The sequence below is a fragment of the Streptomyces sp. NBC_00075 genome (assembly GCF_045041225.1).
Classification (GTDB): Bacteria; Actinomycetota; Actinomycetes; order Streptomycetales; family Streptomycetaceae; genus Streptomyces; species Streptomyces adonidis.
In genome coordinates this window covers 4923232-4935608 of record NZ_CP108243.1, presented here as the reverse complement: position 1 = coordinate 4935608, position 12377 = coordinate 4923232, and the positions used below count along the sequence as shown (strand labels likewise).

The following is a 12377-nucleotide window of genomic DNA, read 5'->3' as shown; positions in this document are numbered from 1 at the left end:
TTTCCCCTGCGCTTACCCGCCGTCCTCTTACCGTCCCTCGGTGTATTCGTCGGCGACGGACAGTGCTGCGTCGAGCGCGGCGAGCCCTTCCTTGGCCTCGGCCTCGGTCACGTTGCAGGGCGGGACGACATGCGTCCGGTTCATGTTGATGAACGGCCACAGCCCGTTCGCCTTCGCCGAGGCACCGAACGCGGCCATCGGCGCGTTGGCCTCGCCGGCCGCGTTGTACGGCACCAGCGGCTCCCGGGTCTCCTGGTTCCGTACGAGGTCCAGGGCCCAGAAGACACCCGTACCGCGCACCTCGCCGACGCTCGGATGCCGGGCCGCCAGCTCCCTGAGGGCCGGTCCGATGATCGTCTCGCCGGTGCGGGCGGCCTGGCCGACGATGTCCTCCTCGGCCATCACCGTGAGCGTGGCGACGGCGGCGGCGCAGGCGAGCGGGTGCCCGGAGTAGGTGAGTCCGCCGGGGTAGGCGCGAGTGGCGAACGTCTCGGCGATAGCGCCGGAGATCGCCACCCCACCCAGGGGCACATAGCCGGAGTTGACCCCCTTGGCGAAGGTCATCAGGTCGGGCACGACGTCGAACAGGTCGGCGGCGAACCACTCACCGGTCCGCCCGAACCCGGCCATCACCTCGTCCAGGACGAAGACGATCCCGTACTGGTCGCACAGCGCGCGCACTCCGGCGAGATAGCCGGGCGGCGGGATCATGATGCCGGCGGTGCCGGGGATGGTCTCGAGAATGATCGCCGCGATGGTGGAAGGCCCCTCGAAGACGATCGTGTCCTCAAGATGCTGAAGCGCCCGCGCGCACTCCTGCTCCTCGGTCTCGGCGTAGAACCTCGACCGGTAGAGGAAGGGCGCCCAGAAGCGCACGACCCCGGCGGTGCCGTTGTCGGAGGGCCAGCGGCGGGGGTCGCCGGTGAGGTTCACGGCCTGCTGGGTGCCGCCGTGGTAGGAGCGGTAGGCGGACAGCACCTTGGGCCGGCCGGTGTGCAGCCGGGCCATACGGATGGCGTGCTCGACGGCGTCGGCGCCACCGTTGGTGAAGAAGATCTTGTCGAGATCGCCCGGGGTCCGCTCGGCGATGAGCCGGGCCGCCTCCGACCGCGCCTCGACGGCGAAGGCGGGCGCGAACGTCGTCATCCGCCCGGCCTGCTCCTGGATCGCGGCGACGACCTTCGGGTGCTGGTACCCGATGTTGGTGTAGACGAGGCCGCTGGTGAAGTCGAGGTAGCGCTTGCCGTCGTAGTCCCAGAAGTAGGACCCCTCCGCACCGGCGACGGCGAGCGGGTCGATGAGCTCCTGCGCGGACCAGGAGTGGAAGACGTGCGCGCGGTCGGCGGCCTTCACGGCCGCGCCCGCCCGGGGGTTGGGCTGAGGGGTCATGTCGTGGAGCGTAGGTGTGCGGGGTGACGCCGGGATATCGGCGTCCTGTCTGCGGTCGGGCGTTTTGCACGACAGGTTGTCGCGTGTCCCGACGGGGTAGGGGGTGCGGGGCGCATGGGGAGGCGGGCATGGAGCGGCTCGGGGACGGGGATCCGGTGCGGATCGGGACGTACCGGCTGATCGCGCGGCTTGGTGCGGGTGGGATGCGCGGCGCGGGCAGTACGGGTGGGATGCGCGGCGCGGGCAGTACGGGTGGTGGGGGCGCTCGTACAGGCGGCGCGGGGAGTACGGGCTCCCGTACAGGCGGCGCGGGCGACCGTACGAACGGTCCGGGGGGTACGGGCGGCCGTGCAGGTGGGACGGGTGGTGCGGGCGGTCGTACGGACGGTCCGGGGGGTACGGGCGGTCGTGCAGGTGGGGCGGGTGGTGCGGGCGGTCGTACGGACGGTCCGGGTAGTGCAGGCAGTGCGAGTAGTTCCGGCGGTACGGGTGGTGCAAGCAGTGCGAGCCGGAGCGGGCCGGTGTATCTCGGGCGCTCCGAGCGGGGGCGGGCCGTCGCCGTGAAGCTCGTCCGGCGGGAGTTGGTCGGGCGGGACGGGTTCCGGGAGCGGTTACGGCAGGAGGTCGCCGCCGCGCGACGCGTCGGGGGGCGCTGGACCGTGCCCGTGCTCGACGCCGACACCGAGGCCGCCGTGCCCTGGGTCGCCACCGGGTACGTCGCCGGGCCGGACCTGCGCCAGGCCGTCGGGCACCACGGGCCGCTGCCCGAGCGCTCGCTGCGCATCCTCGCCGCCGGGCTCGCGCACGCCCTCCAGGACATCCACGCCGCCGGGATCGTCCACCGCGACCTCAAGCCGTCCAGGGTCCTGGTCACCATCGACGGGCCCCGGGTCGTCGACTTCGGTGTCGCCCGCGCCCTGGAGACCGTCACCGACGGCGATCCCTTCGGCCACCCCGGGTACCTGGCGCCGGAACAGCTGCACGGCGACCCGGTCACCCCCGCCACGGACGTCTTCTCCCTGGGTGCCGTCCTCGCGTACGCCGCCACGGGCGCCCAGCCCTTCGGCGTGACCGGCAGGAGCGCCCTCGCCCTGAGGTTCCGCATGGTCCGGGAGGAGCCCTACCTGGAGGGGCTCCCGCGGGGCCTGCTCGACCTCGTCCGCGACTGCCTGAGCAAGGACCCGGCCCAGCGGCCCACACCGGAGGAGATACTGCGCCGTACGGGGGTGTCGGCGGACGCCGTCGCGGACGGCTACGAGCGGGACACCTGGCTGCCGGGCCCCCTGGTCGCCCGACTGGGGCGGCACGCGGTGCAGTTGCTCGACGTGGAGGGGGAGGCCTCCGTGGAGGATCCGGACGTCCCGCCCGAGCACGCGCCGCCCGACGGGCCGCCCGCGCACCCGGCCCAGGGCCACCCCGAGCACCATCCCCAGCCCTTCGCTCCCGTCCCCGGTGGCGGTCAGCGGCCCCCTGTCTGGCCCGGGGACCCGGCGCTCGAAGAGCTGGACGTACCCGCCGCGTGGAGCATGTCGCCGCCCGGCACGGCCGATTCCTACCGGGTGGGACGCGCGGAGCGAGCCGAGCCCGCGAGCAGGTCCCGCCTGTCGGTGGCGCTCATCGCCGCCGCGCTGGTCGTCACCCTCGCGGCCGGTGCCTCCGTCGTCGCCCTGCTGACCGGCGACGAGGACACCGCGCCCGTCAGGCCCCCCGCGTCGACCTCGGCCCACCCGGTCTCGCCACCTGCGCCGACGTAGCCGAAGACGAGCTGAACGTCAGGCGAACTTCCTTTGCCCGTACGGGACTTGTGGTGCCGCCGATCGTAGAGTGACCCCACCGTCCGGACTCCGGGGCTTGCGGGGGCACCCACATGGAGTGGTTGAGCGCAGAGAACGTCGTGGCCGTGGCGACCGCCGGTCTCGGCATCGTCGCGTCGGCGGTGATGGTCTGGTACGAGCGCCGGGTACCGCGCCGCAAACGGGTCGGGTACCGCGTACAGATGGACAACCCGATAGGCGACGGCGCGCAGTCGGGGCGGGCGAACGTGCGGCTCGGGCTGTTCGACGAGGCGCCCGGGATGCACCGGGCCACGCTCGTGCTGCTGCGCATCGAGAACGACGGCTCGCAGGGCATCGCCCACGAGGACTACACGAGCCGTGAACTCCACGGTCTCACCGTCGAGTTCACCGACCGGGCCATCCACGGGGTGTCGGTCACCCAGCCGCCCGGCACCGACCACCTGATGAGCCACTTCACTCCGCACGCGGGCTTCGGCTACGACGTCGGCGGCAGCACCCTGCGCATCCCGCGCGTCCCGCTCAACCGGGGCGAGCACTTCAAGCTGCTGGTGCTGTTGTCGGGCGGCGACGTGGGCTGCGACATCCGCCTCGTCGGCGGCATCCGGGACGGCGAGGTGCACCCCAACCGCAGTGCGACACCGGACGACAAACCGCCCCTGTTCAGCCGCGCGGCCCGGCTGATCACCATCATCCTCACCGCCTCCGTGGTCACCCTGGCGAGCATCGTCATCGTCCGCGACGACGACCCGCCCCCGCTCGGCTGCGAGAAGGGCACGCTGACGGTCGTCGGCTCGACCGCCTTCGCGCTCGTGGCGCAGGGGTTGGCGAAGGAGTACGAGAAGGACTGCGAGGGCTCCGACATCAAGGTGGAGGCGCGGGGCAGTACCGCCGGGGTCGGTGAACTCGCCGCCATGGAGGGCGAGTCGAGGGCGAGACGGGCCTCGGTGGTCGCGTTCTCCGACGGCCGCGACAAGGGCGCGGGCTCCGCACTGCGGGCCGAGCCCGTCGCCCTGTCCGTGTTCACCCTGGTCGCCTACAAGGGGCTCGACCTCCGGCAGGGCCTGACCCTGGCGCAGGTGCGGCGCGTCTACTCCGGGGCCGTCCGATACTGGGACGACCTCGACCCGGCGCTGCCGCACTGGCGGGTCGTGCTGGTCAGCCGGGACGCCGACTCCGGCACCCGGCAGGTCTTCCAGGACCGGGTGCTCGCCGGCAGGTGGGAGGGCGTACCCAGCACGTCACTGGGCTGCGATCTCCAGACCGACACCGCGGCCCCCGTACGCTGCGAACTCGGCTCCACGGCCGACGTGTTGAAGAAGGTCGCCGCCACGAAGGGCGCCATCGGCTACAGCGAACTCGGCCAGGCGAGACAGCACCGACTGACCGTGAACCGGGTCGCCCTCGACGGCGCCACCGCCGACGTGGACGCCATCGAGTACGACGACAGCCCCTACCCGTACCGGGGCGTGGAGAACGCCTACACCTACGCCGACCTGCCCGCCGGCTCGCTCGCGGGCAGCTTCCTCACCTACGTACGCAACCACGGCCAGGCCGCGATCCGGCAGAACGGTCACATCCCCTGCACGGCGACGGAGGGGGAGCGGTTGTGCGACGAGTAGCCGCGTCCACGAGCAACGGTTCGGATCAGGACGCGCACGGCGGTCCCTGCTTCTCGCTCGTCTCGTCCTCCCCGTACGCACCGCACGCCACCACCGCCTCTGGCCCGTCCGCCAGTTGCCGCAGCAGGACCAGCGTCTTGTCGACGGGCGGCGCGTTGCTGCCCTCGGCGTAGGAGACGGAACCGGTCGCCCCGTCGAAGCGGACGCCGTTCCGCAGCTCGATGACGACGGAGTTGCGGGTGATGGCGGGGTCGCTCTGATAGGCCTCGGACACCGCCTGACTGAGGACGTGGAAGGCGTCGTACGAGACCGCCGAGTGGCCGTCCTGCTTCCAGGGGTCGGTGCCGTCGGTGGTGTCGTTCACGAAGGACTCGTACTCCTTCACGAACTGTCTGGTCTTGGTGCTCGTCCCGTCGGCGTCGTACGGCATCCGGTGCGCGGAGTAGTACAGGCGCAGCCAGGTCTGGTTCCGGAAGACGCCGGTCTGGGCCACGTTGGTCAGCTCGTTGCCGCCGAGGACGGTGATGTCCTGGCCGAGGCAAGTGCCTTCCAGGTCCATGGAGTTGACGAACGCGGTGAAGTCCTTGGCCCGCGCCGACCAGTACACGACCGACCTCGGCCGCTCGGAGAGCGTGTCGCAGATCCGCCGCGCGAGAATGTCGGCGCTGGTCAGATTGGCCTCGGCGCCGGGTGCCGGGGGATCGAAGTCGCCCTCCTGGTTGAAGTTGAGGACGGTCTCGCCGCCGGGGAAGTCCGCGATGAAGCGGGCGGCGAGACTGCGGCTGTAGAGGTCCGTGGAACTCTCGACCACGATGGCGTGGTCGGCGGGAGCGCACTCGTCCTCGCTGTCGGGCAGGGCGACGATGTTCTTCCGGTCGGCGAAGTCCGCCTCGATCAGGGCCTCCCGCGAATTGGCCGGTGTGAACGGCCAGTAGCTGAAGCTCGCGTCGCCCTCCGCCATCTCGTCGGCGGTGGCGGTCGTGCCGATGGTCGGGATCCGGGCCCGGCCGAGCACCTGGAGGGCGGCCTTGGTCTCCTCCCGGCTCTGCGCGTACCCGAGCACCCCGACGATCCGGTCGCGCTCGGAGCGGCTCCGCTCGGCGCGCACCTCACGGACGAGGGCCTCGGCCATGGCCTCGGCGTTCCGGAACCCCTCGCCGGTCGTGCGGACGTCGACCTTCAGCGGTACCAGGGTGGAGTTGGAGGCGGCGGCCTCGTTCAGTGTCCGCTGCCACATCGCGATGCCGCGCAGTTCGGGGATGGTGCCGTCGAAGCGGGTCTGGTCCTCGGTGGTGGGTATCTGGGAGATGAAGACGACGACGGTGCGCACTTCCCGGCCGCTGTCGGCGTAGACATCGGCCCGCTTGTTCTCGGCGTCGATGGCGAGCTGGGCGGCGTCGTACCAGTCCTTGGCCTGTACGGGGATCTTCCCACCGGGGTTGGACTCCGCCACGGAGTCCGTTCCGCCGAGACAATCGGTGGGCGTTCCGATCCAGCGGGGGATGATCAGGGCGGCCGCGGCGACGGCCAGGACCGTCACTCCGGTCACGGCCGTGGTGGGGACGTAGCGGTGGAAGGTGAACTTCTTGTCCGGCTCGAACGAGCCGACGGGCGTTCCCTCGCTTCTGAGTTCCGTCTCGTCGAGGCGGACGAGGACCGGCGGGCCGCCCTTGTCGGCCAGGTGTCCGGCCGCGGCGGCGAAGCTGCTCTCGACGAGACGGGCGGGCGCCTCGGGGGAGGCGGGCGTGGTTCTGGCGCCCAGTTCCTTCAGGAGGTCGTCGGAGGGTGCGCCGACGGCCAGGACCAGTGGGCCGGGCGGCCGGGCGGTGGACCGGGGGCTGTGCTGGCAGCGGTGCAGGGCGCGCAGGAAGCGCTCCGCGGCGCGGGCGCCCGGAGCACCCGGCGGGGGGACCTGCACGATCACGACGGGCCGACAGGTCCGGCGCCGGCGGGCGGGCCGTAAGCGGCCGACGGGTGGCCTGCGCAGATCCTCCAGGAGGGCGCGCAGGACGAACCAGTCGAGTTCCCGGAGTGCGTCCTCGTGGCTCATGTGGTTCGGATCCCGCAGGTGGGGGCCGCGCTGCGCGCCCACGTCGTTCATCACCTTGAAGAGGTTCTGGCCCACCGTGGCCGGCTGCTCGTTGCCGAGCCAGCCGCGCATCACCCTGCGGGACGTCCACCAGGACCACACTCGGCGGGGGCCGCGCTGGACGAACGACAGCCAGGTGAGCTTCGTCAGAACGCCGGCCACTCCGCCGATCGCGGTGCCCGCCGGTCCGCCGATCGCGCTGCCCGCCGCCGCGCCGACCGCGGTGCCCGCGGCTCCCCCGATCGCCCCGTCGGGGCCGGAGGGTTCCATCTGCGCGAAACTGAGCAGCCCGCCGCGCCGGGCGCGCTCTTCACAGGCATGGGTCCGCAGTTCCTTCTCCCAGGAGCCCTGGGTCGCCCAGTTGGCGGGCTTTTCCCTGATGTACGCGACGAGGTCCCGCATGGTGTGGAAGTACGGGTGGCGATCGGGGGTGGTGTGGTTCGTCCCGCCCTTGGTCAGCTCCGTCCCGGCCTGCTCCACCAGCAGCTGGTGGTCGTCCTCGGGGATGAGGCGGGCGAACGGGATCTGCCGGGAGTTGTCGGTCAGCATCGCGTTGATCAGCGGCTCGACGACGCGTTGCACACCGGTCTCGTACATCGTCGCCGGCACCCGCAGGACGAACAGCGGCGGGCTGGTGTCCAGGCTCTTGCGACGGCCGTGCTTGGGGACCACGGTCGGCGCGAACGCCCGGACGAAGTCGATGGCGCCGTCGCCGGGGAATCCACCGGGTCTGCCGTGCCCACTGTCGGATGAAGGCATGGGGAACTCCCCCGTTTGTCGACCGAAGCTGTCAACTGCACCTGACCGAAAGGAAGCTGAAGGTTACTCTGCGAACTGTGGCCGCCACAACGAGTTGCAGCAAGCGCTTCATTTGCTGACGTCCGCGGCGCCACTCCAGCTGACTGCTACCCCTCCTGTGTCCCCTTGCCCCCTGTTGACGCGTACACAACCATTGAAGGCATGCGACGACCCAGCAGAAGAACCGTCCTGGCGGCAACGGCGACGACTGCGGTCGCCTCGGCCGCGACCGTCACTCCCGCGCGGGCCGCAGAGTCGTCCGGCTCGCGCCCGCCCGCCACCGCACAGTGGCCGACCCCGGAACTCCGCGCCCTGTTAAGGGAGATCGACCCGAAACGCATAGAGGCGACGGTCCGCAGACTCGCCTCCTTCGGCACCCGGCACACCCTCTCCTCCCAGGACGACCCGGTACGGGGGATCGGCGCGGCCCGGGACTGGATAGCGGCCGAACTCCGCTCGTACGCGGCGGAGTCGGCGGGCCGGATGACGGTGGAACTCCAGTCGTACATCCAGGAACCGGCGAGCCGGATCCCGGTGCCGACGCGCATCACGAACGTGGTCGCGACCCTGCGCGGCTCGATCGCCCCTGAGCGCGTGTACGTGGTGTCCGGACACTACGACTCCCGCGCCACGGACGTCATGGACGCGGTCTCGGACGCGCCGGGCGCGGACGACGACGCGTCGGGCGTGGCGGTGGCGATGGAACTGGCGCGGGTGATGGCGAGGCGCCGCCCGGCGGCGACGATCGTCTTCGCGGCGGTGGCGGGGGAGGAGCAGGGCCTGTACGGGGCGGCGTACATGGCGCAGCAGTACAAGGCGGCCGGGACGGACCTCCAGGCCATGTTCACGAACGACATAGTCGGCAGCCCGAAGGCGGACGACGGCACCGTGGACCCGTACACGATCCGGCTGTTCGCGGAGGGGGTGCCGTCGTCGGAGACGCCGGAGGAGGCGGCGGTACGGCGTTCGGTGGGCGGCGAGAACGACTCGCCGGCGCGTCAACTGGCGCGCTTCGTACGCGATGTAGGGGAGAACGAGGCAACAGGTATGCGCGTCCGGGTGGTCTACCGAAGGGACCGCTACCGCAGGGGCGGCGACCACATCCCCTTCCTGGAACGCGGCTACCCGGCCGCCCGCTTCACGGAACCGACCGAGGACTTCGCCCACCAGCACCAGGACGTACGGGTCGACGAGACCGGCAAACAGTACGGAGACCTGCCGGAGTTCTGCGACTTCCCGTACATCGCGCGGGTGGCGCGGGTGAACGCGGCGGCACTGTGGACGCTGGCGCAGGCCCCGGGTACGCCGCGCGGCGCCAAGATCCTGACGTCGACGCTGACGAACGCGACGCAGCTGGTGTGGGCGCGGGGTACGGAGCCGGACCTGGCGGGCTACGAGATCGTCTGGCGCGAGACGACGTCCCCGGAGTGGACCCACGTGGTGGCGGCGGGCGACGTGACGTCGCACGAGCTGGCGTTGTCGAAGGACAACGTGTTCTTCGGGGTACGGGCGGTGAACACGAGCGGGCTCCGCAGCCAGGTGGCGTTCCCGGCACCGGGCTAGATTCTCCTCGCCCCCGCCGCCCCTACCCGTTCCCATCCCCTGGGGGCTGCGCCCCCAGACCCCCTTTGTCCTCAAACGCCGGACGGGCTGGATCCTTTAGCCCGTCCGGCGTTTGAGGACAAGGCCCGTTCAGGGCCGGAGCGGGGGTCTGGGGGCGGCAGCCCCCAGAAGGATGGGACGGGTAGGGGCGGCGGGGGCGAGGAAAAGCCCTACCTCGCCTCCGGGGGCCGCTGGCGGGGCATGTTCGGGCGGGCCCCCGGGGCGATGCCGAAGCGGCCCTGGTGGACCGTCGCGTCCTGGCGCGGTCCTCCCATCGCCGCCGACTGCATACCCAGCGGCGCACCCCCCGCCCGGAACTCCACCATCCAGTCCGACGTCTCCGCCCGCACCAGCTCCGTCACGTCCTCCGAGAACCGCCGCAGCACCCCCAGACACCGATCGGCCGCCTCGCTCGCCGTCCCCTCCGTCGGCCCCAGAACCTCCCGCACACTCTCCGACGCCCACTCGAACTGAAGCACCTGCAACCGCCGCTGCACAGCCTGCGCGGTCGCGACGTCCCTTATCCACCCCGAGGTGACCCCGAAGTACCGGTCCACGGCCACACACGCGACCGCGAGCAGCAGCGCCAGGTACCCCCAGGGGGCGACCTCGCCCATCACCCCGGTGAGGTCGAGCAGAGGGAGCGCCGCCCCGGCGACCGCACCGACCGCGGCCCCCGCACGCAGCGCCCGCGCCCCCCGCCGCTTCCACACCCGATCCGCGAGATACCACGCCGCCGTCTCCAGCGCCCCCTGCTCCACCCATCGGTACAGCTCGTCGAGGCGTGGCGCGGGCTCGCCCCAGTCGCCGAGGGGGAAGGGTCGGCCGGTGAGGTCCCCGGGCCGCAGCCCGGCGAAACCGAGCCCGGCGGGACCTTCGCTCCGCCCGTCGTGGGGCGGTCTCTGGGACGGCCCCTCGGGCTGCATCTCCGGCTGGCTCACCCGGCACTCCTTCAATCACGGTGCGTGACACCGTACGGGTGCCCGCGTGACATCTGATGCTGCTGTAAAGCTGTCGCGCCGCCCCATTCCTACCGCCCAATGGGTGGCGGTGACCGGGCTTTGGTCACTTTTCCGCTCGGAAGACGTCCTTGATCAGGTAGGGCACCGGGACCGGCTCACTCGAAAGAGTGCCGGGGCGACGGCCGGGCCGACCACGTAGGCTCGTGCTGAACGCCAGAATTCGTAGGTGAACGACGCGAAAGAGGAGCTGATCGTGATCCCCGGTGGTGGCCAGCCCAACATGCAGCAGCTGCTCCAGCAGGCCCAGAAGATGCAGCAGGACCTGGCGAACGCGCAGGAGGAACTCGCGCGTACCGAGGTCGACGGGCAGGCGGGCGGTGGCCTCGTCAAGGCGACCGTGACGGGCGCCGGCGAACTCCGCGCCCTCAAGATCGACCCGAAGGCGGTCGACCCGGAGGACACCGAGACCCTCGCCGACCTGGTCGTGGCGGCCGTACAGGCGGCGAACGAGAACGCGCAGCAGCTTCAGCAGCAGAAGCTCGGCCCGCTGGCGCAGGGTCTGGGCGGCGGCGGAAGCGGCATCCCGGGCCTGCCGTTCTGACGTTCGCACCGCGCGCCCCCCGTCCCGCCTTCCTCAGGCGGCCGGAGGCCAACTACGGTACGTACAACAGGATCGAAGCACGCACGACAACCAGAACCAGACTCAGCACCAGGAAAGGCAGTCCGTGTACGAAGGCGTGGTCCAGGACCTCATCGACGAACTGGGGCGGCTCCCCGGCGTCGGTCCCAAGAGCGCGCAGCGGATCGCCTTCCACATCCTTCAGGCGGAGCCGACGGACGTACGGCGGCTGGCGCACGCCCTCCTCGAAGTGAAGGCGAAGGTCCGCTTCTGCGCGACCTGCGGGAACGTGGCGCAGGAGGAGCTGTGCAACATCTGCCGCGACCCGCGCCGGGACGTCACGGTGATCTGTGTCGTCGAGGAGCCCAAGGACGTCGTGGCGGTCGAGCGGACGCGTGAGTTCCGGGGCAAGTACCACGTCCTGGGCGGCGCGATCAGCCCGATCGAGGGCGTCGGTCCCGACGACCTGCGCATAAGGGAACTCCTGGCCCGGCTCGCCGACGGCGCGGTCACGGAGCTGATCCTGGCCACGGACCCGAACCTGGAGGGCGAGGCCACGGCCACGTACCTCGCTCGCATGATCAAGCCCATGGGCCTCAAGGTCACCCGCCTGGCCAGCGGCCTCCCTGTGGGTGGCGACCTGGAATACGCGGACGAGGTGACCCTTGGCCGCGCCTTCGAGGGGAGACGACTCCTAGATGTCTGACGCCACGCTGCACGACACGACGCAGGACCCCGACGACTTCGCGGTCCAGATCGCCGACCAGGTGGAGAGCTTCCTGGTGGCCGTCACCGAGGTCGCGAAGGGCGAGGACCCCGACTCGGCGGTCCCCTTCCTCCTCCTGGAGGTCTCCCAGCTCCTGCTGGCCGGCGGCCGCCTCGGCGCGCACGAGGACATCGTCCCGGACGAGCGCTACGAGCCCGACCTGGGCCCGGAGCCGGACGTGGACGACATCCGCGAGCGCCTGGCGGTGATGCTGGAACCGGTGGACGTCTACTCGGAGGTCTTCGACCCGTACGAGCCCCGCAAGGCCCCGGTCCCGGCCCGTATCTCCGACGACCTGGCCGATGTCCTCACCGACCTGCGCCACGGCATGGCCCACTACCGCGCGGGCCGCACCACGGAGGCCCTGTGGTGGTGGCAGTTCTCCTACTTCTCCAACTGGGGCTCGACGGCCTCGGCAACCCTCCGGGCCCTCCAGTCCCTGGTCGCCCACGTCCGCCTGAACCAGCCCCTGGAGGAACTGGACGGCCTGGACACCGACCAGGACCTCGGCGACGAGACCCTCGCGGAGGAGGCCGGCAAGGTGATGGCGGAGGAGATCGCGGAGCCGCTGGGGCTGCGGACGGTGAAGTAACCCGTCACCGGACGGCACCCGACACCGCGTCGGCCACCGCCTCCACGACGCGGGCCGTGTCCAGGACCAGCCTGGCGATCTCGGCCCGCATGAGGGACTGGTAACGGGCGCTGCGGGCAAGGAACTTGTCCATCAGGTGCCGTCC

The 12377-nt window shown here is 71.4% G+C and carries 9 protein-coding genes and 1 pseudogene; 6 read left to right on the top strand and 4 right to left on the bottom strand.

Features of this window, described 5'->3' with window-relative positions:
* Positions 1 to 27: 27 nt before the first annotated feature.
* Positions 28 to 1389 carry an aspartate aminotransferase family protein gene (locus OG787_RS21360; protein WP_405536057.1) on the bottom strand — a complete coding sequence of 454 codons (1362 nt, stop codon included), beginning with the start codon at positions 1387 to 1389 and terminating at the stop codon, positions 28 to 30.
* 521 nt (positions 1390 to 1910) lie between these two features.
* On the opposite strand from OG787_RS21360, the pseudogene OG787_RS21355 reads away from it, so the two are divergent.
* Positions 1911 to 2927: pseudogene (locus OG787_RS21355) on the top strand (serine/threonine-protein kinase); the annotation flags it as partial.
* A gap of 329 nt (positions 2928 to 3256) precedes the next feature.
* On the top strand, positions 3257 to 4804 hold the full coding sequence (locus OG787_RS21350; protein WP_405536056.1) for a PstS family phosphate ABC transporter substrate-binding protein: 1548 nt from the start codon (positions 3257 to 3259) through the stop codon (positions 4802 to 4804).
* 25 nt (positions 4805 to 4829) lie between these two features.
* Here the strand turns inward: OG787_RS21350 and OG787_RS21345 are convergent, their stop codons facing one another.
* Positions 4830 to 7652, bottom strand: coding sequence for an ABC transporter substrate-binding protein (locus OG787_RS21345; protein WP_405536055.1), 2823 nt, complete (start codon positions 7650 to 7652; stop codon positions 4830 to 4832).
* Between the two features lie 201 nt (positions 7653 to 7853).
* Here OG787_RS21345 and OG787_RS21340 point away from each other — a divergent pair, with 201 nt between their 5' ends.
* Positions 7854 to 9254, top strand: coding sequence for a M20/M25/M40 family metallo-hydrolase (locus tag OG787_RS21340; RefSeq protein ID WP_405536054.1), 1401 nt, complete (start codon positions 7854 to 7856; stop codon positions 9252 to 9254).
* A gap of 209 nt (positions 9255 to 9463) precedes the next feature.
* On the opposite strand, the gene OG787_RS21335 is transcribed toward OG787_RS21340, so the two are convergent.
* A complete protein-coding gene (locus OG787_RS21335) occupies positions 9464 to 10234 on the bottom strand; it encodes an SLATT domain-containing protein (protein WP_369037694.1) in 771 nt (256 codons plus the stop codon).
* Between the two features lie 274 nt (positions 10235 to 10508).
* Between OG787_RS21335 and OG787_RS21330 the strand changes: the two genes are divergently transcribed.
* From OG787_RS21330 to OG787_RS21320, 3 genes are all read left to right on the top strand, one after another.
* Positions 10509 to 10856 carry a YbaB/EbfC family nucleoid-associated protein gene (locus OG787_RS21330; protein WP_006373444.1) on the top strand — a complete coding sequence of 116 codons (348 nt, stop codon included), beginning with the start codon at positions 10509 to 10511 and terminating at the stop codon, positions 10854 to 10856.
* Between the two features lie 124 nt (positions 10857 to 10980).
* Positions 10981 to 11580 (top strand): recombination mediator RecR, encoded by a 600-nt coding sequence (gene recR, locus OG787_RS21325; RefSeq protein WP_235476183.1) that lies wholly within the window; start codon positions 10981 to 10983, stop codon positions 11578 to 11580.
* Positions 11573 to 12232, top strand: a complete 660-nt coding sequence (locus OG787_RS21320) for a DUF5063 domain-containing protein (protein WP_369037695.1) — start codon at positions 11573 to 11575, stop codon at positions 12230 to 12232. The genes recR and OG787_RS21320 overlap by 8 nt, the downstream gene beginning before the upstream one ends.
* 4 nt (positions 12233 to 12236) lie before the next feature.
* Here the strand turns inward: OG787_RS21320 and OG787_RS21315 are convergent, their stop codons facing one another.
* Positions 12237 to 12365, bottom strand: a complete 129-nt coding sequence (locus OG787_RS21315; protein WP_405536053.1) for a hypothetical protein — start codon at positions 12363 to 12365, stop codon at positions 12237 to 12239.
* Positions 12366 to 12377 lie beyond the last annotated feature (12 nt).